At 55.3% G+C, this 21,849-nt stretch carries 13 protein-coding genes and 1 other RNA gene; 4 read left to right on the plus strand and 10 right to left on the minus strand.

From position 1 onward, the window contains the following. Positions 1–60 precede the first annotated feature (60 nt). Positions 61–1,287, plus strand: a complete 1,227-nt coding sequence (locus ACY8GK_RS18980; RefSeq protein WP_462401814.1) for a histidine decarboxylase — start codon at positions 61–63, stop codon at positions 1,285–1,287. Between the two features lie 51 nt (positions 1,288–1,338). After that, on the plus strand, positions 1,339–1,650 hold the full coding sequence (locus ACY8GK_RS18985) for an isochorismate lyase (protein WP_196178342.1): 312 nt from the start codon (positions 1,339–1,341) through the stop codon (positions 1,648–1,650). 518 nt (positions 1,651–2,168) lie between these two features. On the opposite strand, the gene ACY8GK_RS18990 is transcribed toward ACY8GK_RS18985, so the two are convergent. Beyond that, the gene (locus ACY8GK_RS18990; RefSeq protein ID WP_462401815.1) at positions 2,169–4,037 is read right to left on the minus strand and encodes a DNA/RNA helicase domain-containing protein; all 1,869 of its coding nucleotides are present in this window, start codon (positions 4,035–4,037) and stop codon (positions 2,169–2,171) included. A gap of 24 nt (positions 4,038–4,061) precedes the next feature. After that, a complete protein-coding gene (locus ACY8GK_RS18995) occupies positions 4,062–4,445 on the minus strand; it encodes a nucleotide pyrophosphohydrolase (RefSeq protein WP_462401816.1) in 384 nt (127 codons plus the stop codon). A 485-nt stretch (positions 4,446–4,930) separates the two neighbouring features. Between ACY8GK_RS18995 and ACY8GK_RS19000 the strand changes: the two genes are divergently transcribed. Together ACY8GK_RS19000 and ACY8GK_RS19005 are read left to right on the plus strand one after the other, a co-directional pair. Then, complete coding sequence (locus ACY8GK_RS19000) at positions 4,931–6,037, plus strand: AAA family ATPase (protein ID WP_028699919.1); 1,107 nt, start codon at positions 4,931–4,933, stop codon at positions 6,035–6,037. 3 nt (positions 6,038–6,040) lie between these two features. Beyond that, positions 6,041–8,287, plus strand: coding sequence for a S8 family serine peptidase (locus ACY8GK_RS19005; RefSeq protein ID WP_462401817.1), 2,247 nt, complete (start codon positions 6,041–6,043; stop codon positions 8,285–8,287). A gap of 306 nt (positions 8,288–8,593) precedes the next feature. On the opposite strand, the gene ACY8GK_RS19010 is transcribed toward ACY8GK_RS19005, so the two are convergent. The 8 genes from ACY8GK_RS19010 to lldD all read right to left on the minus strand — a co-directional run bounded on the left by ACY8GK_RS19010 (position 8,594) and on the right by lldD (position 21,786). Then, positions 8,594–12,775 carry a radical SAM protein gene (locus tag ACY8GK_RS19010; RefSeq protein ID WP_462401818.1) on the minus strand — a complete coding sequence of 1,394 codons (4,182 nt, stop codon included), beginning with the start codon at positions 12,773–12,775 and terminating at the stop codon, positions 8,594–8,596. A 297-nt stretch (positions 12,776–13,072) separates the two neighbouring features. Next, positions 13,073–13,360, minus strand: a complete 288-nt coding sequence (locus ACY8GK_RS19015; RefSeq protein WP_462401819.1) for a hypothetical protein — start codon at positions 13,358–13,360, stop codon at positions 13,073–13,075. Continuing rightward, a complete protein-coding gene (locus ACY8GK_RS19020) occupies positions 13,357–14,337 on the minus strand; it encodes an integrase domain-containing protein (RefSeq protein WP_462401820.1) in 981 nt (326 codons plus the stop codon). The genes ACY8GK_RS19015 and ACY8GK_RS19020 overlap by 4 nt, the downstream gene beginning before the upstream one ends. A 946-nt stretch (positions 14,338–15,283) precedes the next feature. Next, positions 15,284–16,540: an integrase domain-containing protein gene (locus ACY8GK_RS19025; RefSeq protein WP_462401821.1), complete on the minus strand. Its 1,257-nt coding sequence runs from the start codon at positions 16,538–16,540 to the stop codon at positions 15,284–15,286. 187 nt (positions 16,541–16,727) lie between these two features. Then, positions 16,728–17,119: a transfer-messenger RNA gene (gene ssrA / locus ACY8GK_RS19030) on the minus strand. Between the two features lie 100 nt (positions 17,120–17,219). Next, complete coding sequence (locus ACY8GK_RS19035; RefSeq protein WP_196178013.1) at positions 17,220–17,516, minus strand: hypothetical protein; 297 nt, start codon at positions 17,514–17,516, stop codon at positions 17,220–17,222. A gap of 218 nt (positions 17,517–17,734) precedes the next feature. Further along, complete coding sequence (locus tag ACY8GK_RS19040) at positions 17,735–20,563, minus strand: FAD-binding and (Fe-S)-binding domain-containing protein (RefSeq protein WP_462401822.1); 2,829 nt, start codon at positions 20,561–20,563, stop codon at positions 17,735–17,737. A 77-nt stretch (positions 20,564–20,640) separates the two neighbouring features. Then, positions 20,641–21,786, minus strand: a complete 1,146-nt coding sequence (gene lldD / locus ACY8GK_RS19045) for an FMN-dependent L-lactate dehydrogenase LldD (RefSeq protein WP_462401823.1) — start codon at positions 21,784–21,786, stop codon at positions 20,641–20,643. Positions 21,787–21,849: the final 63 nt, after the last annotated feature.

Genomic DNA, 21,849 nt, shown 5'->3' on the forward strand with positions numbered 1-21,849 from the left:
GCACGACGGCAGGCGCCCCCGGCGGGGCGCGCCTGCCGATCCATTTGAAAGGAGTCGAACATGACGTTGTCTGTCACCGATCAGCGCCAGCTGGATGCGTTCTGGCAACACTGCCTGGAGAACCAGTATTTCAACATCGGCTACCCGGAGAACGCCGATTTCGATTACTCGCACCTGCACCGGTTCTTCCGGTTCTCCATCAACAATTGCGGCGACTGGAGCGAGTCGAGCAACTACCTGCTCAACTCGTTCGATTTCGAGCGGGACGTGATGGCGTATTTCGCCGAGCTGTTCCGCATTGACCACGAGGACAGCTGGGGCTACGTCACCAATGGCGGGACCGAAGGCAACATGTTCGGCTGCTACCTGGCCCGCGAGCTGTTCCCGGATGGCACGCTCTACTACTCGCGGGACACCCATTATTCGGTCGCCAAGATCGTCAAGCTGCTGCGCATCAAGTGCCGCGCGGTCGAGTCTCTGCCCAACGGCGAGATCGACTACGAGGACCTGCTCGCCCGGATCCAGGCCGATGGCGAGCGGCATCCGATCATCTTCGCCAACATCGGCACCACCATGCGCGGCGCGGTAGACGACATCGGCAAGATCCAGCGCCTGCTCGAGCAGGCCGGCATCGCGCGCAAGGACTACTACCTGCATGCCGACGCCGCGTTGAGTGGCATGATCCTGCCCTTCGTCGACCAGCCGCAACCGTTCACCTTCGCCGATGGCATCGATTCGATCTGCGTTTCCGGGCACAAGATGATCGGCTCGCCCATCCCCTGCGGGATCGTGGTGGCCAAGCGCGACAACGTCGAGCGTATCTCCGTGGAGGTGGACTATATCTCGGCAAACGACAAGACCATCAGCGGCTCGCGCAACGGCCATACGCCGATGATCATGTGGGCGGCCCTGCGCGGTCATTCGCCAGCCCAGTGGCGCCGTCGCATCAAGGACAGCCTGGACGCCGCCCAGTACGCCGTGGACCGGTTGCAGGGCGCCGGCATCGCGGCCTGGCGCAATGACAACTCGATCACCGTGGTGTTTCCCTGCCCCTCGCCGCAGCTCGCCCGCAAGTACTGCCTGGCGACCTCGGGCGACACCGCGCACCTGATCACCACGCCGCATCACTACGACCGGAGCAAGCTCGACGCATTGATCGACGAACTGATCGCCGAGCACCGGCCCGGCACGCAACAGGCCGACCCATCGCCCGCAAAGCGTGCGCGCCTCCACCCGCTGCGCTCGGCACCGGCCCGCTCCTGCGGAGCGCAGTACGATGTCATCTAGCCTGGGCTTCGCCCCTCCTTTCGCCATATCGAGAACCGCTTAATGCCGCACCTGAAAACACCAGACGACTGCACCAGCCTGAGCGACATCCGCGAAGGCATCGACTTTCATGACCGACAGATCTTCGAGGCCCTGCAAAGACGCCTGGGCTACGTGAAGGCCGCGATACGCTTCAAGCCCAACGAACAGGCGATACCGGCGCCGGAGCGGGTCGCGGCGATGCTCGAGGAACGGCTGCGCTGGGCCGCCGAAGCCGACTTCGACGCCGACTTCGTCCGCCAGCTGTATGAACAGATCATTTACTGGAACATCGGTCAGCAGATTGGGCATTGGCGCTTGGTGCAGGGTGAGGGCGGGGAGTGAAGGGGGGCCTTTGGCGGGGCTGTTTTGCGATACATCGTGGTACTGCGGTTGCTTGAAGGCAGGCGGGAGATGATGGGGTGGGGCGGTTTGCAGGATGGGGTTGGACGGATAGGGTCACGAGCATGCGGTTCGGGCTTGGCCGGTGTTTGGGCGACGCCTGAAGAGGCCATGGCAGGCTGTTTCAGGGGAGGTTTTTCAGTCAGTGGTCGGGGAATCGTGGGTAAAAAAGTCTTTCTTGGGCCGGTGGGTGTCTTTTCATTAGAATTGCTGGGCCGGGGTAATTTGAAACCGGTCGATATCTATCTGTTTTTGCTGGTAAATAATTTTTTGCTCAACTTGCTTGGAATACCAGTTGGAACGCTGCGTGGTCTGGATTCCGATGGATGGTGCTTTTGTGAACCGCCCCCAAACGCGAATCGGGTCCAAATCTATAAAGCAAATGGTCGTGCTGTCGATTGTCGCCCCTGCGCGTACGATGTCCCTACTCGCACGTACAGGAGCTCCTGACGATGATACCGTCAATGATTACCGTGCTGGCTAAGCCGACTCTCGAAGTACTGCGCAGTCTCTTTGTCGGTGCAGTACAGGTAGCAACCCTTCATCCCCCTTGTCATCAGGGTTCGGTACGTATTTTTGATGATCAGGTCTGTTTCACTTTTCGCGAGGGTAGGTTGCTCTTTCATCATTTTTTTCCAGCCGCGAATCGATTTATCGTGCTTGTCGCGCTCATCCGGAGATGTCACTACCTGACCGTCACGTACGACCAGATCTGGTCCGATAATCACCCCGATGTAGTCGACTTCCAAACCTTGGCAGGTATGAATGCAGCCAACCTGTTCAATGGAGTTCTCAGCGATGATCCACAGGCTGCCATCCTGATCCAGGTTCCATTGGCGTTTGTAGTCACCAATCACGATATCAGCAGCGGTGGGGTCTTTCTTGCTCAACCAAGGCCAGCAATAGCCGGCGACCACACGAGCTTTGTTTCCGTGGTTTTTCTCGTTGATTGCGTCATGCATCGCCTGAGGTGAGTCGAACACCTTAAACTCGTACTCTTGGGTCTCAAGCGTCGGATTTGCCGTCGAGCGAATGCCCAGCGTGTCATCCAGCCATGCCAGGTAACCGTCAGAACCACTGCAGCGAAACTGCGAAGACAACACGTGTTCTTCCACCACAGCACCTTTGACTTTTGCAAAGGCGCGTATCGCCTGCTTGCTGCCGATATCGCTCAAGGTTACACGCTGGTCCTCATCAATAAAGAAAATGGAGCATTTCGCTGAGTCAATCAGCTCCTTGATCTGGTTTTCCCCAAGGTTTCCATAAAGCCCGCTTTTCTCATTCAGCCGGTGAGCTTCGTCCACGATAAGCGCATCGAATGTGTTGGGCTCAGTATCGATGAATGCCCCAGAGCCTGAAAAGAAATTCGAGAAATGGCTGCGCTTGATGGTGCCAACCAGTTTGCTTTCGTAGACCTTGCGAGGGGCGGCATTCTTGGAGACGTATTTGCTCATCAGCTTCAATTCGGTGAGCTTCACCAGCAGATTGATAGCCAGAACAGTTTTTCCGGTGCCCGGTCCACCTTCGATGATCATCACCTTGGGTGCTTGGTCCGAAGCCTCGCTTGCCGCCGCCAGCGCCGACTCAAAAATGGCTTTCTGATCGTCAATCAACACGAACTCGGGTTTGCCTTTCATCAACCCGCCGAGGGCTTCGGCTAGCGCCTTGGACGGGCGGATTTTTCCTTCGGACAGCTCGTACAGCACCTCTTTGTTGTCGCCATGGCTTATATGCTTTTTCAGAAAACTTCTGAGTTTACTGAGCTCTTCCGGGCCTTTCAGAAACAGCGGAGCCTTGCTGATGTGGGGCTCATAGTGGGCTGAATCTATGACCCCGTCGCTGACGTAGTTATGGAGGTAGGCACACGGACGGATTTCGATGCTTTTGTCATACACCGCCTCGTTGAAGCCTTCCAGCAGCGCTGCATAGGACCATACCTGATAGGACGGGTGAATGGTCTCAATGAGGCCGCCACCCAACGCCGTTTTGACGATGGCGTCTTTGGTCGTGGCGTTGGCCTTGCTCCATTGCTTCAGCTCGATCAGTACGGCCTTTTTTGCCTGTTTTTCGTCGCGACCGGTGAGTAGAAAGTCGATTCGCTTCGACGACTGCGGAATGTGCAATTCAATGGCCAGGCCCGCATCGCTCGGCAGGCCCTCATCTCTAAGGACCTTGGCCATGTACGTTAGGGACCCTTGCCACGACCTGATTTCCGAGGTGCCAACGTTCTTGCCGGTAGCTTCCTTGTAGTGCCTGAGGATCACCTCCTCAATGTCATCGTTATCGTTGTCTTTGAGAAATTGCTGTTTGGTCGCAGCGTAAACGATCACGGGTTGTCCTTAGGTGCGTGTTGGTCAGAGTCGGTCGTACTTTTTACTGTTGCTTCTGGCTTTATCTACGGGGTACTTCTGGCCATTCGAGGCGAGTTTCTGTGTCACCGCCTCGTTGAGGTCAACGCCGAGTACGCTGCTCAGGCGAACCAGATACATCAGTACGTCCGCCAGTTCGTCCTTGACGGCTTGGCCGATTTCGGGGTCTGTTGCGGCGGAGATCGAGTCGGCATCGCTCATCCATTGGAAAATCTCGCACAGCTCGCCTACCTCTCCAGTGAGAGCCAGGATGAGATTTTTGGGAGAGTGGAATTGCTGCCAGTCGCGATCATCTGCGAAACGCTGAAGGGATGCGGCGAGCTTCACTACGTCAACCAGTGGCGCGGATGAGCTGTCTGAGTCACTCACGGTGCTATCTCTTGTGTATCAATGGAGGAGAAAAATCGTAGGAATGCGGCCGAGGATTGTAAGAGTTTTCTCTGTTACGTAGGGCTTTTTGTAGTTTTTATCCTTACGGACCTGCCGGCCAAGCTACTCTGCAGCGCTCGCATGCTAGCTAGGCACATGGCGAGATTGTTATGCAGTGCCTAGCTGGCGTTCCGGGCGTGATTAAGGTGGCTGGTGATAGCAGGACTGTGCAGCGAGACCTTGAGGCCAGTGCATTTGCGATAAGTCTTAGCCTTTCGATAGTCAAATACACAGGTCACTCCTTGCCGAAGCTGTGCTTGTCCATTCTGTGATTGACCTCCTAGCCTCACTCCATAGCCATGGATGCTGCTGTGGGTTTACGAATTCGACGTAAGGCTTGTCATAATTGGCTTTCTTGCTTGACACATGTGTGCAATTGGTTAGCATTGAAGGTCATATGCACGTGATACGCTGAGGAAGTAAAAATGCAGGTTAGATCGGAAGACATCATTGCGCTGATAGAAGCCTCTCTTGAAGCTAATTATTCCGATGTCCGCTCAGCCAGCAATAAGATCGCTAAATCTATAAGCAATTATGATTTAGAGTCGGCGCAAAAAATTAAGTCGATCTTGCGAAAGAGAGGTGTACCTCTTCAGAGTTCGGGGTACATGGAAAGTCTGCCGGTCGACACTAAATCACGCATGCCTTTGTTGGAGGAAGCCCAGTGGCCGGTGAGCCCCTTGTTTCTCAATGGTGATGCCAGAAATGTGTTTCAAACATTTATTGCTGATGTAATAAATATTGATGAGCTGATTTCACACGGGCTCGCAGGGCGCCTCAATCTTTTATTGTCGGGACCTCCAGGCACAGGCAAGACCTTGATTGCTGGTCACATAGCCGCTCAGCTTAATCGACCATTATATGTTGTTAGGCTTGAGTCAGTTATATCATCCCTGTTGGGAGATACTGCAAAAAATCTTCGGCAGATATTCGACTTTGCTCCCAAGAAGAATGCTATTCTTTTTTTGGATGAAGTGGACGCAGTAGCGAAACTTAGAGATGATCGTCACGAATTAGGTGAGCTAAAAAGAGTGGTTAATACCTTAATCCAGGGTTTAGACTCTCTTGATGATCACTCAGTTGTCATAGCAGCCACAAATCACTCTGGGTTATTAGATCCAGCAATTTGGCGGCGTTTTCCATACAAAATCAAATTCCAGACCCCAGATTGCGATATGAGAGAAAATCTCTGGAATCATTTTCTGTTTTTAGATTCTGGAGAAGAAGGTATAAACAAGCTTCTCGCAGAGTTGTCTGAAGGGCTCAGCGGCGCCGATATTGAGAGCATATCTATAGCCACGCGACGGAAATGCATATTATCAAAATCAGAAATAAATCTTGGTTCTGTAATCAGCGCGGTTGTCGAGAGCACTCTAGGGAATACCGCCATGCCAACAAATGGAGAGCTTTCAATTACTGAAAAGAAAAACATCTCTCGCTTGCTTCATCGAGAATACAATGTTACTCAAGTTGACTTGGCAAAAATTCTAAGTACTAGCCGACAAACCATATCAAGTTACTTAAAGGACTAAAAAGTGGCAGCCAATAATGGAACTCCGCTGATCAATCCGGTGCTCAATTTTTTAAGAAAGCCGGCACCTTCAGCAATTAAAGGGGGAGGGAAAAATGAGAAGGATGTACGACAAAATCGTCTTCTAGCTCAGAGGGCGAAGTTGTCAGAAGCCTTCGATAGCTTCAGTAAACAAGTGGGTGAAATTAAAACCCATGCAAATAAGACTCATCTTGTCGTAAGGATGTTCAGCGATTCGCACGCCTCTACTTGGACTCCAAAAGACATTTTTTCCATTAACTATGGCTGCAGAATTGTGGCGCCGGCATTTGATGGCTATCTCTTGGAAAGCGATGTAAAGGCCTTCGATGTCATCTCAAAGCGTTTGAAAACCGCAAAAAATATTGTGGAGCGCGTTGATATATCGCGCGTGGAGTCAGTTAGCCTATTCAATGCCTTCGAAACTTTTCGTGGGAAAACTGCAGAAGAATTTTGGGGGGCTGAAGGGCAAGGAGATTGCAAGCAATTTAGTTTTTGGCTTCTTCCCTTCTCTAATGAGGAGGCTAGATTGTCAGTTGTTAGCGACTTATTAGAGCTATATCGGAAGAAGAAAATATCTTTTGGTGATGAGCGGTTTTCAAACTTATTTGACGTCAAGGCAGAAAGTGAAGAGCCTGACGAAAGCATTGATCCGGTATTGCTGTATGCTTGCCAGCAATACCTTGAGTCAGGAATCGCTTCCTTCTCAGCTGAGGTGGACTCAGTTCATACCCTCCAAGAGATTGCAGCGTCAGGGACAACATATCGTATTGAGCCTGTCTCAAGCATTACATCCAATTCAACTCCTCCGGGCCAGGGCGCTGAGCCAGATCTATCAAGCATATCTCCACAAGATCTCCCTATTGTTGTGGTAATTGATGGAGGGCGCTCGGCTGCAAGTTACAAACCGTTTGAATACTGGGCAGCTCCTCCTTTAATCGACGATTTTGTGGCAAATAGAATTCACGGTAATCAGATAACATCTCTCGTGTGTAACGGACATGCGTGGAACAATAACCTAAATCTTCCAGAATTGAATTGTCGGTTCGCAACCGTCCAAGCAATTGCAAAGGATGGAACGAAGAAACAGCCAACCCAGAATCAGTTCCTTAACTACTTGAAAGATGTTGCTGCTGCTACCAATACCTTTGCAAAGGTATGGAATCTGTCATTTAACGAAATAGCCCCGTCAGCGAACCCCAAAGAGATTAGTTTTCTTGGGCATGAGATCAATAAAATTGCTCGTGAGTATGGGATTTTACCGATTATTTCGATTGGCAACGTTTCAAGCTCCAACTTAAAAAAGTTATGTCCGCCTGCGGACTGTGAGGGAGCTTTGACGGTCAGCGGTCGTACTGCCAGTGCCGTGGGCGTCCCATCGCAAGCATGCTCACTTAGCTTGAAGGGGCCAGCCCCAGCAGGGATGAAAAAGCCGGACCTTTCATGGTTCTCAAGCCTTCGGATGATTGGCGGTGTTACTAACACTGGCACTAGTTTTAGTACAACTCTAATTTCTTCGCTTGCAGCTCATACTTTCTTCAATTTAAAGAATCCTACTCCAGACTTAGTACGTGCGCTATTAATTAATTGTGCGGAGCGTGATGAACATTGTCATGAGCTGGGGTGGGGAACCCCCTGGGCTCCAGATACAATGCCTTGGGTATGTAAAGAAGGAACAGTCACGCTGGCTTGGGTTTCTAAACTAAAAGCTGGCAGTGCTTACTATTGGAACGATTTACCCATCCCGCCGGAAATGATGGCCAGCGGTAAGCTTGTGGGGCGAGCCTCTCTAACCGCAATTATTAAACCTATTGTCTCAGGGTTAGGCGGAGTTAATTACTTCTCCACTCGCTTGCAAGTTGCGCTCCAAGCTAAGGGGCCTAGTGGCAAGACAATAAATCTTCTAGGGTCCATGCAGGAAGCAAAAGCTAAAGAGGAGAGTGCGAGAAAGGATCTTGCAAAATGGAGTCCGATCCGACGTCATGCGAATTCTTTTTCAGGACGGTCTATACAGGCCGGATCATTGAGGTTGCACGCTCGAATTTATGCTAGGGATCTTTATCAATTCGGTTTGGCAGATCATCACGAGCTGCCAGAGCAAGAAGTAGTATTCGTGCTAACTTTTCAAGCCCCGGATAATGCTCCAGGTATTTATAACTCAATGGTTGGTAAGTTGGCGGGTTACGTAGAAAATGCAACCAATCTGCAGACGGAGATTGAAATTGGAAGTTGAATCTTCTGGGGGTATGCTTATTTATAGCTTCCGGAAATAGTACTACATACTTAATATTATCTAGGGGGTATATAGCCCCCTTTCTTATACAGCAGTACTTGACATGCTGCAGTTATTTACTATTGCTTAGGTTTTTAATATTAATGGTTTCTTTGGTCGATGAGTGAGTAGCCGCACGACCATTAGATTTTAACACTGTGTCGACTTGCTGTCTGGGTTTGCTATGCACACATACGATTTCTGCTTCGAGCCGATGCAGCCTTTCACACCAGACTGCAACAGGCCAAAGCAGATATTGACGCTATCTCAATACCCGTGCTTCAGTAAAGCACAGTATTCTTTAACAAATCCATCTCGTAAATAGAATTTGCGGTAAGCGTGCTCAACGATTTTGAAGTAATCCGACGGTACACCCCATGTGACAGAGTTCAAAAGCTTACCTTCGTTTGCTTCTACGCTATGAAAATCGTTGTACTTGACCAAGTCTGCAAATTGGAAGCCCAGAATTGATAGTTCACGATAGCATTGCAGCTCTTGCTCCGTAACAGGCGAACCACCCATATAGAAATCGCAGGGCTCAGGATTGTTTTGTACGTCAATGAGCTGCTGATCCCAGCTGAGTGTTAGCTGTTTGTAGCGTATATAGCTTTCTGGTCTCGGATCATTTGCATGCTGCTCTTTGCTCAGAACGCTTGAGGCAGTAGAGAAATCTTTATAAAGCGCAAAGTATGCTAGGGTAACTCCACATTCAACCGAGAAATCAATTGTTTGCTGTGCTGACTCTGGTGTCTCCCACTGACCGCCCAGCATGAAATAGGCCTTTGTGAGAATATCTGCAGATCGAAGTCGTGCAAAAAGCTCGGAAATTTGACGGTTGGTTACAGTTTGACTTGCAGCTTTACTCTTTTTTCTTCGCTCCTCACTTCCGTGCTCAATGCCGAATGCAAGCATGCGACACCCAGACTGTTGTAAGCGCTCTATGAAAGAGAAGCCCATACGTTCTTCGTAAGCAATGAAATCTTCAATGCGGAAAATCCCACGCCACCCAAATGATTCACCAGCCCGCTCTTTGATTTTGGTCAGGCCCTCAATGAAGTCGCTCGCCCATGCGAGTCCACTGTACTTGTTCGCTTGAGGCTTTCCATCGGATGCTATCTGCGGAAGCAAGTTATCATCTACGAACTGAATACGGAGTTCTGGATGTTGCAAAGCCAAGGCGTTAACCTCCATGAGGACATGCGAGACCTCTCGGCGAATTTCACCTCCACTTTTATCTTTTCGCTCGGTGCAAAAGGCACAATTCCAGTCGCAGCCTTGCGACATAACTACGTGAGCCTCATAGAAAGTAGTCGATTTTGCCCTGGTTCGCGCGGGCTCATACTGACCATTCTCATTGCGGTAAATGCGACGATCAATTATTACTTGCGGCCATGTGGTCGCTGATGAATCTTGTGAAATTGCCGGTATAACGTTGCCAGCCTCGACTCCACGACCAACCACATTCCAACTTTTCAAATTTGGGGTAATGCCCGGTGCTAGGGGCCACTTCCCTGGGTTTTTCAAGCTGGCCACCAAAGAGGATAAATTTTCCACAGCATTTGCTGAAACTGCAAAGTCCCAGCTTGCTTGGGCGTCCTCTGTGTGCACAGTAGAAAACTGCCATGCATTTAGCTTGGCTGCCGGCCCGCCGATTACCAACGTAGTACTATGTGTTCTCTTGCGAATACCAACGAGCATATTCATCGTTGATTGTATTGTGGAAAATACGGTATTGAATCCTATCAGGTCGAAAGTTTGTGCTAGGCGCAATACCTCCGCACGGAGCCTTGGGAACCTATGACAGTCCGCTATCTGAACGTCGTGCCCTTGAGCCGCGAGATGAGAGGCCAGCAGGCCCAAGCCTAATGCTGGTGTACTGGTCCGCGATGCTCCGGATGCCGCATCATCGATTTCAATTGGAGGTAATACAAGTAAGACGCGCTTAACATTTTGGAGAGTATCAGCGCGCGTAACAGTAACCTCTGGATGCATACAGCCACGAAGTGTAGGCCCCACTTCACCTACGACTGGGCCAATCAACCATCTTGCGACGGGAAAGTCTAATACGCCTAAACGTACGGGCTTACCGGGTTCTGATGGAGATGCACACTCCTCTAGATAATGGCTCAGAAATTCCCGATGCAGCCATGGATGGCCTTCATCGGTGCTGATAGCCAAGTCCACAATCCTACCCAGCTCTTCATTCAGGGAGCGCTCTATTTTCACCCCCCCCGCGGAGAAAGCAGCTTCTAGTCGACGTCGTAGGGTGTGAGAGAATGCTAGATGCAATGAGGCCCATCTAATACTTTCATCTTCATCAAGAGCCATTCTCCGTAAAGTTTCAAGAAGTACCTGCGTGGATAAGCTCGCGGTAGCAAATGCGGCGAATACACGCTTATCGCCACGCCAATGCCCCTTGACCTTGCCAGCGGTAGGGTAATACATATTTAAAAAACTAACACTCTGATCGGAAATTTGGCGAGCCGGATCCAGACCGTGCGCCATTAGCGCCAGGGTCGTAGGCGCTAATATAGGGTCGCTTGCGATGCTATCTGCAATATCATGGGAGAGTTTAGTTACTTTAATGCAGCGCTGATTTTCCATTCTAAAATTAGGATCAGCTTCAATTCCAGGAACAATTGTCGCGATCCCGGGATGTTTGTTTTCCAAACGTGCAAGTCGAATAGCGAACGAGGTGCCAAAATCTAATACACGAGCTGGTTCGAAAAACTTAGGAGCTATTTCGCTTGCCTGATTTAATATCTCGCTGGCAAAGACGGATGAGTAGTAAAATAACTCTTTAGTCAAAAACGAATCTTTCCAAATGACCTGTAGCATAGGTTCTGAAAAGGACTCAGAGAACGCTCTGAAACTAGAGCATATATTTGCGCAAGCGGCCATGAACCGCCAGCACACGTCCATGTGTCCTGAGTCTCTTGCTGAGCTCGTCATAGCCATACGATCACCAATGGCACTACTGATATCACGCAGTTTCTCTTGCAGGTCGGCCCGATTATGCAAATCGGCGTTCTTACCCGCATCACTCAGACTATTGAAGGCTGTAGTCAAATCAGCCCAGTCCTCTTCGAGGTCTAATTGGCCCAGATTTTCAAGTATTCGTTCCAATACCTGACGAGACTCCTCCTGCTTTCGACCGACAGCTTGTCGGTTCGCCCAATGTACCGAGCCAGGAAAGTACCAGCCAGTACCTTCTAGTAAATCAGATGCGCAGCGCTTCCAGCTATATTCACGTTTTAGTAGGGATGCAACTTCGATAGCAGCTTGCTTTCGCGCCTCAAGGTTGCTTGTAATTGCAAGCAAAGCGTCAGCGCACTTATCGATATCTTCTTGGTTCGGCGTGCCTGCAGTCGTGCTGCCGCCAAGATTTACAAACTCAATGCTGTCGAATGAAACCTCTGGGAACTGGTGTTTCAGATCATCAATTAGCATCGCAAGTCCGGATTGGCGCGAGCATACAAGGGGGATGCCTGCGCAAAGAGCCTCCCATCCACTCAAACCAAAACCTTCATGCCACGACGGCATCAACGCTACATGACAACTAGCCAAGCGTTGCCTTAGGGCTACTTGGTCATCGGAAAATGGCTCTGCATGAAGAGTAAAAGCAGCATTCTTGCTACCGATTTCTTTGAGCTCTTCCACCACAATTTTGTCGGAGCTTGGGTCTACTCCCCACGCAAAAAGTTGCCCACGAGCTAGCCAGGCCACAGCATCGATTTGCCGACCTCGTGAATATGCTTCTGCGAGTGCGTGGATGGCCAGTGTAGAATTCTTTATCGGATCGTCATCACGATTAAGTCGGCCAGAGATAAAAACTTGCAAATCGACGCGAGGGTCGTGGTGCTGCCACTTAATTTTTTCAACGCCGGGTATCAATGGCCTTACAGGTGATCTTGGTCGATTCTTGGCACTTCGCGCCGATGCGAAATTACGCTGTAGCAGAGGGCCCACAGCAAAAGCACAATCTGCAGCAGCAATGACTTCTCGCTGCTGCATCGAACGTGCAGTCACCTCATCCATGCTTTGCCCTTTCATAAAGGCATATGACGAATAGTCCATATGGCCTATAACGGCTGACTTAATGTCCGTCTCGCTAAGATGCTGACGAAGTTGGTTGGCGCAGTCGACGGCAGCTTGGCCTGTGATGACGTCATGTCCCACAACTAAAACGCCTTGCAATGTCTCTAAGTCTGATGTTGTACAATAGTTGGCAATTTTGTCAGCTATCTCGGATGCGGTGAACTCTTTCTGTACTATAAGATTTATTCCTACTTCGCATCCTGTTTCCGGCAACCGATTTACAAAACAGTACGTCTGGCTTTCTTTGGGGAGTGCTTGGATCAAGCCTTCTGCTAAACCCTTGTTAAACACATTGAGGCCACCTAAATCACTTCCCCATCGGGTTGCAAGTAAAACCACTACGTATGCCATCTCGGCTCCTAAATTACTCGATGCGCTTAGGTAGTCACGGCACGTTGTGTACCCTTGATGAGATACTGGGATCACAACGCTGATCAGCTGCCATTACTACATCTGCCTAATCCCAATCACGTATGATATGTGGTTTTGGTCGTTATCGACCATTAAACACTGGTTGGCGATTTTGCTACAGTTTAGCGACAGTACGAGAGCGCAGGTTGGATAGCGAATAACGGCTGCTTATCGCTGATAGCTGCCATCCGCTTATGGCAGTCACGCGACGAATGCGCTCGGTCTTGACTGTCAAAATTAGGGATTCGCATGGCGGTTGAAGATCCAGGATTTTTTCAAGCGACGAGCGAGCAGCCGCACGGTCAGCAGGTAGCGATAGCGGGTCACCTCGCATCGTTCAGCTAAGCGGTGCTCAAGAAACCAAGCCACATGCTTTCTCTGCCAAGCCCAAGGTGTTTCTCGTTTCCAGCGCCCTGCGATTTCTGCCTGGATTATTTTTGCCTGTCGCACGTGGCGTTGCCGGGTTGCGTGCGAGCCGGTCAGAACGCCAGCCAAGAACAGCTCCATATGGAATGGTCTACTCATGCCCGGCCACCTATGTATGCCGCGACCACGTCAATGCGCCCGTGCCCCAGCTCGAAGCTGATTTGCCTACGAGCTTCACGATCAAGGCTCCTATCTAACTGGCAACAGTGGCCGCCATTGATAGGCGCTCGGTGTTGGGTGATTTGCTCATAGCGCTCACATGCGTACGCCGCTCTTAGCTCATGGAAGCCTTTGAGGTTGTGTGCATGCAAGATGTCCCGCGCAGGGCGGATAATTTCTTGCAGAAGATTCCGGTAGCTTTCGTGCGGCGCAACCAGGTTGTGGCTACCCACAGGCGATACCTGCCGTGAAAACCCAAGCGCCTCGCGAACATCGTCGTTCACCGCAATCCAACGCGGCGCCGAGGCACCGGCGCGACCGCCTTTGGTACCATCCTGAATATTGATCCTGCCTAGCTCGTTAGCCTCACGGCTTAGTCGTGGCAGATCCGCCAAGATGGCCTCACGCAAGCGCATGCCGGTGGCCCGTGCCAACAGAACGATTGCGGCGGCCCGTTGCTGATGATTTCGGCAAAGCGCATGGACGATCTCTTTAACTTGATCGCAGTCTTGGCCCTGAGGTACCGAGTGTCGAATCCCGGTGCGCTGCATGCCCAACGCCTTGCTCGGGCTTGGCAGTTTCACATGCTGATCACCGCGAAGCGCCGCCATGGTTCTGTTAACGCTGGATAAGCGGTTTTGTGCGGTGCTGACAGCAAGGTCACCGCGCCTAACCAAGTCGCGCAGATACGCCGCATAGTCACCCAACACCTTCCGATCAATCTGCCGCGCATCATTGAAACCCGGCCCCTGTTCGGAACGGCACCATTCGACGAATGCCTGCCACCGATCACAGTGTGCCTTCACCGTGCCGTAGTGGCCGCCGCCGAACATGTCTTTCAACGCCTGCGGCCCTGCGTAGCTCAATTGCCTGCCGTAGCCGAAATTGCGGCCATCGCGTCTACCCACCAATGCCATATCGGTAACCTCATCTTTTGCTCTCCAGTCCTCGCCCCACGTCATCCCGCCAAGAATGCTGAGTGTTATCAGGGATCAAGGCCCCTGCGACCTGTGGGGAATGTCCATTACGTGGGACTGGCGGCTCCTTACGACCGGGAGCAAGGGCATCTCATGATCTGGCCTCCTGAACACCGTTACCGGTGGGCGGGTGGAGGCTGCATTGGCTGACGAGACCAGCGCCGCGAGATCCTGAGCCAGGTGCAAGCAGCAATGCGATGACCGGGGCATGCCTGACTGTCAGTCAGGTGCAGTCCATTCCGTGGTCTGCGGCACCATCATCTACATGGCTGTTGCTGGTGACATCGGCATTTGTCACGCCGATTGTCACGAGGGGGAATGCCGCAAAGCCTTGTGCGATCAGGGCTGCAGCAGTGGTAGAAGTGCCCGTCTCTTTCCAGAAGAAAGAGACGGGCACAGGTTGGCGCAGTATTCGGCCAAGCGGATAGGTTGCTGCAGGGCAGCGAGGTACGGTGTGTCTGGCGCACGAGCGCTATATGTGTAAGAGCATCCATCACATGGGTAGTGACCGGGCGAGCTGCCGGATGCGAATCGCCCTTGGGTAGAGCCACCGCGAGAGCGGCGTGACCTTGAAGGCTCGGGTCACCTGGGGTGCTGTCATCGACAGCCTTTGCACGGCCATTTCTACGCCTGTGGATAAACCCGGTCAAGGGCCGAAATTCAGCGCTCTTAGGGACGTTAAAAGCGGTTATCCACCGATGGAGTTCCGCGGTAAATCCTGGACAACGTCGTGGCTTTTAGCTCTTCAAAGTGAGGTCCATCCAAACAGGGCGGCTTTGCAGCCCTGTTTGGATGGACCCGTGTTGGAAAGCGGAAAAACGAGGCTGCTTTCCCTGAATCTTGAGCGCTCAGTTTCTGTCGCCGCCGTTATTGCGCCTTTACAGCGCTAGTGGATCGGCACCACGTTCTTGTCTCTGACTTGGCCGTATGCAGAGGCAAGCAGACTGCCAGTGGCGGCCTTCTGAATGTACTCACTCCACCAAGCCATCATCGGACGGCGGCGTTCGATGTAGTCGGCTCGGTTGTAGGCGCTGCGCACCTCATCCTTGTCGACATGCGCCAGTGCGACCTCAATGAGTTCGGGGTCCCACCCATGTTCATTCAAGATGGTGCTGGCCATCGAGCGCATGCCGTGGCTGACCAATCGATCCTGAAAACCCATGCGTTTCAACGCCATGTTGGCGGTCTGGCTATTGGCGTGAGTGCGTGGATTTCTATCGGCCGGAAAGACGTATTCGCGATGGCCGCTGTGAGTCTTCAGTGACTCCAGCAGTGCGACAGCGTGATCACTCAACGGAATGCTGTGTGGGCGGCGCTTTTTCATCCGCTCTGCTGGGATGGTCCAGACACGCCTTTCAAAGTCGATGTCTGCCCAGCGAGTAGTCGCCGCCTCGGCGGGGCGAGTCATCGTGTGCAATTGCCATTCGATCAGGCAGCGGGTCGTGCGTTTGATGCTGGCGTTCGCGATCTCCATCATGAGTTCGGGAAGCTCTTCGGGCGGAAGCGCAGCCATGTTCTCTTTTTTGGGTTTCTTGAATACTGCCCTGATGCCGGTGAGCGGATTGGCGAAGATCAGCCCGGAGTTTACGCCGTAGGTCATGATCTCGTTTAGCCGCTGGCTTAGACGCTTGACCGTCTCCAAGCTGCCTTTCGCTTCAATTGGACGAAGCAATCCGATCACCATCGGCGCGGTGATTTTGGTGAGTGGTGTCGTCTTCAAATCGGGGAATACGTGCAGCGTGAGCGATCGCCAAATGTCCTCGGCGTAGGCTGGGGTCACCGAGTCTTTCTTGAGCTCGAACCAGGCGGTGGCCACGTTCTCGAAGGTGTGTTCCGTTTCTGCGCGCTTGGCTTCATTCAACGTATTGCGCTGCACCTTCGGGTCGATGCCTTGGGCGAGCAACTCGCGTGCTTCGACTGCCTTCTTTCGTGCATTCGCCAGTGACAGTTCGGGATAGGTCCCGAAGCCGATGTTGATGCGCTTCTTGGTCACCGGTTCGCGGTAGTTGAAATTCCACAGCAACGAGCCGTTGCTGCGTACGCGGAGCTGCAAACCGTCACCGTCCGTGAGGACATAATCCTTGGACGCGGGTTTGACTCCCTTGAGCTGTCGATCGGAGAGGCGGAGGTTTTGAGCAGGCATGAGATTGTCCTCAAGCACTGATTCGGTATTCCAAAGATTAGCACCGGGTGAGCTGGAATACCGCCTGGAATACCCGAATGGCTGGAACTCAAAAACTCTCAAAAGACCGCAAAAGCGCTGGAAGCCGCGTATTTACTGGACTCCAGGCACAAAAAAAGACGTCCGTGGACGTCTTTTTTTGATCATTTGGTGGAGCCGGGGGGATTTGAACCCCCGTCCGCCAGTACTCCGCTGTCGGTCCTACATGCTTAGCCGTGTCTATTGAGTTAACCCGCAGCCGCCCGACGGGCAGGGTGCTTTGGGCGAGTTGTGTAAGTTTTAGCCACTTCGTCCACAACGTACTACGCGGCGATCCTGTTCTGTATGACAATCACTTCGGGTTTACAGGCATCCCCTGGTGATTGCTGGAGCCGAAGCTACCAGGAGAGCGGGCTCGGCTGCTTACGCAGCGAGAGCGTAGCCCTCGTAGTTTTCGTCATTGGCAACTATAGAAAGTTGCAACAGTGGATTTACGAGTTCTGTTACCAACTCGGCATGCACCTAGAGTTTCGCTACCGGCGTCGAATCCTAATCGGCCCCATGGTTCAGCTCTAGCTGTCGTACCTCGAGGTACGTGTGACGGAGTATACGCCATCGGGCGGGCGACGTCGACTGCTGGCCTGTCGCCCGCGCTTGGCACTCAACGCCCGTTGCTGCCTTTCTCGCGGTTTTCCAGGTCTTGCAGGATCTTGCCGGTGATCGAGATGCAGTCCTCGGTGTTGCCCGAAGCCTTGGCTTGCTGGGCTTTCTGGACTTGCTCGTCGATGTTGGCGCCGGGCCCGCCGGTGGCTGCGTCGCCTGCGGTGGTGGCGGTCTGGGTGACCTTCATGTCGTTGATCTTCTGCAGGTTGATCTCGCACAGGTCCTCGGCCGCGAACACCGGCGAAGCCAGCAGCGTGGCTGCGGCGAACAGAGCTGAAAGCGCAGTACCTTTCATGGGTGTCTCCTTGAGGGTGAAGGCCTCGGAAGGTGGGCCTACAGGATGGACTGCGCGGCCTCGACGAGGGTTCAATCGGACAGGAGCAAGCCGTGTCCTGGAAGCGCCGTTCCAGGGAGTCGGCAATATTTCGAATCAAAGTTGCGCTTGTTCAGGCCCGATCCCCGCGCGCAAAGCGCGGCGACCGGCCCTTGGTGCGTTGCAGGCAGCGCAGCGGTTCAGGCGCCAACGGCTTCGCGCTTAGCCAGTGGAAGCGTCACGCGATTCACCAGGTAGACCAGCCCGTGATAGTCGATGCCGCCGTGGGTCGACAGGCCGATTTCGCAGGTGCGGCTGGTGGAGATGCCTTCGCTGCAGTACTGCACGGCGTCCTTGAGGCTGCGCAGGGCGTGGGCATTGAGCTCGGGGGTGGTGAAACCCTTGTCGCCGGCGAAGCCGCAGCAGTGGATGCCTTCGGGGATCACCACCTGCTTGCTGCACAGGCGCGCCAGGTCGATCAGCGCCTGGCTTTCGCCCAGGTGCTGGGTGCTGCAGGTGACGTGTACCGCGATAGGTGCTTCCTGCGGGACGAACTGCAACTTGTCGAGCAGGTGGGTGCGGATGAAGCGCACCGGGTCATGGAGGTCCAGGCGGGTTTCGGCCAGGTCCTGGACCAGGCGCAGGGTGCACGGGCTGGTGTCGCAATAGATCGGGTCGAGCCCGCCACGGCTGGCATGCAGCAGGGCGTTGATCAGCTCCTGGCGCTTGTGCTCGGCCTGCTCGGGGTAGCCCTTGGACGCGAACGGCTGGCCGCAGCAGAGGTTGTCGGCGTCTTCCGGGAAGACCACCTGGTAGCCGGCTTTTTCCAGCAGTGCGCACGTGGTGTCGAGCAGCGACGCCTGCTCCCGATCGCCAGCGGCTGGGCCCATGACGCGGGACACGCAGGCAGCCAGGTAGACCACGCGCGGGCGGTTGTCATGGGCCGTGCGGGTAGGCAGCGGGGCGCGCAGAGGCTGCGGCATGGCTGGGGTCCATTGCGGCAGGCGGCCTTTGCTGGCTTTGCTCAGCGAGGCGCTGAGCTGGCGCAGGCGCGGGGCGCCAAGCAGCTTGCGCGCGCCGTTGGCGGCGGCGAGGGTCAGGCGGGCGCCACGCAGGGTGGTCTGGAAGTGCTCGGCCAGCCACTCGGCGGTGCGCTCGTGTTCGGCGGCCTCGCTGCGCAGCTTCTTGACCAGTTCGCCCGTGTTGATCCCCACCGGGCAGCGTTGGGCGCACAGCCCGGTAGCGGCGCAGGTGTCGATGCCCTGGTACTGGTAGGCCTGCATCAGTGCCCGGGTATCTTCACCGGCGCGTCGCCGGGCCTGGATGTCACGCCACATGACGATGCGCTGGCGCGGGCTCAGGGTCAGGCCCTTGGACGGGCAGACCGGCTCGCAGAAACCGCATTCGATGCATTTGTCGACGATCTCGTCGGCAGCCGGCAGCGGCTTGAGGTGCTTGAGGTGGATCTGCGGGTCTTCGCTGAGCACCACGTCCGGGTTGAGGATGCCGTTGGGGTCGAGCAGACGCTTGAGCGTCCACATCAGCTGGTAGGCGTCATGCCCCCACTCCAGCTCGACGAACGGCGCCATGTTGCGCCCGGTGCCGTGCTCGGCCTTCAGCGAGCCGCCGAATTCCACGGCTACCAGCTGTGCCACGTCGTCCATGAAGGCCTGGTAACGGGCCACTTCGGCGGCGCTGTTGAAGCCTTGGGTGAACACGAAGTGCAGGTTGCCCTCCAGCGCGTGGCCGAAGATGATCGCTTCGTCGTAGCGGTGCTTTTCGAACAGGCGGATCAGCCGGTTGACGCCTTCGGCCAGCCGCTCGACCGGGAAGGTCACGTCCTCGATGATCACCGTGGTGCCGGTCTGGCGTACCGCACCAACGGCAGGGAAGGTGTCCTTGCGGATCTTCCAGAGCAGGTTGTAGACGCCAGGGTCTTCGCTGAAGTCGACTTTCTGTTCCAGTGGGAAGTGGGCGATGGAGGCGCGAACCTGGTCGAGCTGCTCGTGCAGCAGGGCCTGGCTGGCGGCCCGCGACTCGATCAGCAGGGCGCAGGCGCTGGCGCTCAGGCCTTTGACCCAGACCGGCATGCCGGCCATGTCCTGGACCGAGCGCAGGCTGCGTCGGTCGAGCAGTTCGACCGCCGAGACGGGCTGTTGCTTGAGCAGGGTGACGGCCTTGCAGCAGCTTTCCACGTCGGGGAAGACGATCAGTGCCGTGGCCTTGTGCGGGTGGTCGGGCACGGTGTCGTAGGTCACCGCGCTGATGAAGCCGAGGGTGCCTTCGGAGCCAACCAGCAGATGGTAGAGAATGTCCAGCGGCTGGTCGTAGTCCACCAGGGCGTTGAGCGACAGGCCAGTGGTGTTCTTCAGGCGGTACTTGTGGCGAATCCTGCTGGCCAGCTCGACGTTGGCGCGGGTTTCGCGGCCCAGGCGGGCGAGTGCTTCGAGCAGGGCACCGTGGCTGCGCTCGAAGGCCGCGACGCTGGCCGGGTCCTCGCTGTCCAGGCGCGTGCCGTCGGCCAGCACCAGGCGCATGCCGGCCAGGGTGTGGTAGGTGTTCTGCGCGGTGCCGCAGCACATGCCGCTGGCGTTGTTGGCGACGATGCCGCCGATCTTGCAGGCGTTGATCGAGGCTGGGTCAGGGCCGATCTTGCGCCCATAGGGGGCCAGCCAGGCGTTGGCCTGGGCACCGATGACGCCAGGCTGCAGGCGGATCTGCTCACCCTGGCGGCGAATCTCGCGACCGTTCCAGTTGTCGCCCAGCACCAGCAGCACCGAGTCGGTGATGGCCTGGCCGGACAGGCTGGTGCCGGCGGCGCGGAAGGTCAGCGACACGCGCTCGCGCTGGGCGAGATGGATCAGGCCGACCACTTCGTCCTCGGATTCGACGCGCAGCACCAGCTTGGGGATCAGTCGATAGAAGCTGGCGTCGGTGCCGAAGGCCAGGGTCGAAGTGGGGTCGTCGAAACGGCGTTCGGCCGGGATCAAGCGCTCGGCATCCCGGAGAAACGCGGCAGGCAGGCTCATGCAGTCTCCTCCCGGGGCCGCGCCGTCTGGCGCGACGCGTGCCCCGGTCAATCAGGCGGTGTTTCGTGCGGGCGCGTTCAGGCGCCCAGTTCGCGCACCAGCGAATCGGGGGTGATCTCGCTGATGGATTTGGCGCCGGTCAGCACCATGGCCACACGCATTTCCTTGTCGAACAGCTCGAGCAGGTTCCTCACCCCGGCTTCGCCGTGGGTGGCCAGGGCGTAGATGAAGGCGCGGCCGATCAGCACGCTGTCGGCGCCGAGGGCGATCATGCGCACCACGTCCAGGCCACTGCGCACGCCCGAGTCGGCGAGGATCTTCAGCTCGCCCTTGACCGCATCGGCGATCGCCGGCAAAGCGCGGGCACTGGACAGCACGCCATCGAGCTGGCGACCGCCGTGGTTGGAGACGACGATGCCGTCGGCGCCGAACCTGACCGCATCGCGCGCGTCGTCGGCATCGAGGATGCCCTTGATCAGCATCGGGCCGTCCCAGAACTCGCGGATCCACTCCAGGTCCTTCCAGGAAATCGACGGGTCGAAGTTGGCGCCCAGCCAGCCGATGTAGTCGGCCAGGCCGGTCGGGTTGCCGCGGTAGGTGGAAATGTTGCCCAGGTCGTGCGGGCGGCCACGCAGGCCGACGTCCAGCGCCCAGCGCGGGTGGGTGATCGCCTGCAATACGCGGCGCATCGGCCCCTTGACGCCGCTCATGCCCGAGTGGGCGTCACGGTAGCGGGCGCCCGGGACCGGCATGTCGACCGTGAACACCAGGGTGCGTACGCCAGCGGCCTTGGCCCGCTCCAGGGCGTTGCGCATGAAACCGCGGTCCTTGAGCACGTACAGCTGGAACCACATGGGGCGGTCGATGGACGGGGCGACTTCCTCGATCGGGCACACCGAGACCGTCGACAAGGTGAACGGGATGCCCTTGGCCGCGGCCGCGCGTGCTGCCTGCACTTCACCGCGGCGGGCGTACATGCCGGTCAGGCCGACCGGGGCCAGCGCCACCGGCATGCTCAACGTCTCGCCGAACAGTTCGGTCTGCAGGCTGAGCTCGGACATGTTCTTCAGGACGCGCTGGCGCAGGGCGATGCTGGCCAGGTCTTCGACGTTGCGGCGCAGGGTGTACTCGGCGTAGGCGCCGCCGTCGGCATAGTGGAACAGGAACGGCGGCAGCTTGCGTTGGGCTGCTGCGCGGTAGTCGGTCGAGGCGGATATGATCATGGGATCTCGCAGCGTAGATGGATAGGACGGCTGCCGGGCGCGGCGTGGCGCACCCGGCTCCTG

Source organism: Pseudomonas sp. Marseille-QA0332 (assembly GCF_054950175.1).

Excerpts from the sequence above, each read along its gene's own strand:
- ACY8GK_RS18980 (WP_462401814.1), top strand. The coding sequence starts at position 61 with ATGACGTTGTCTGTCACCGATCAGCGCCAGCTGGATGCGTTCTGGCAA.
- ACY8GK_RS19000 (WP_028699919.1), top strand. The coding sequence starts at position 4,931 with ATGCAGGTTAGATCGGAAGACATCATTGCGCTGATAGAAGCCTCTCTT.
- ACY8GK_RS19010 (WP_462401818.1), bottom strand. The coding sequence starts at position 12,775 with ATGGCATACGTAGTGGTTTTACTTGCAACCCGATGGGGAAGTGATTTA.
- ACY8GK_RS19015 (WP_462401819.1), bottom strand. The coding sequence starts at position 13,360 with ATGAGTAGACCATTCCATATGGAGCTGTTCTTGGCTGGCGTTCTGACC.
- ACY8GK_RS19020 (WP_462401820.1), bottom strand. The coding sequence starts at position 14,337 with ATGGCATTGGTGGGTAGACGCGATGGCCGCAATTTCGGCTACGGCAGG.
- ACY8GK_RS19025 (WP_462401821.1), bottom strand. The coding sequence starts at position 16,540 with ATGCCTGCTCAAAACCTCCGCCTCTCCGATCGACAGCTCAAGGGAGTC.
- ACY8GK_RS19035 (WP_196178013.1), bottom strand. The coding sequence starts at position 17,516 with ATGAAAGGTACTGCGCTTTCAGCTCTGTTCGCCGCAGCCACGCTGCTG.
- ACY8GK_RS19040 (WP_462401822.1), bottom strand. The coding sequence starts at position 20,563 with ATGAGCCTGCCTGCCGCGTTTCTCCGGGATGCCGAGCGCTTGATCCCG.
- lldD (WP_462401823.1), bottom strand. The coding sequence starts at position 21,786 with ATGATCATATCCGCCTCGACCGACTACCGCGCAGCAGCCCAACGCAAG.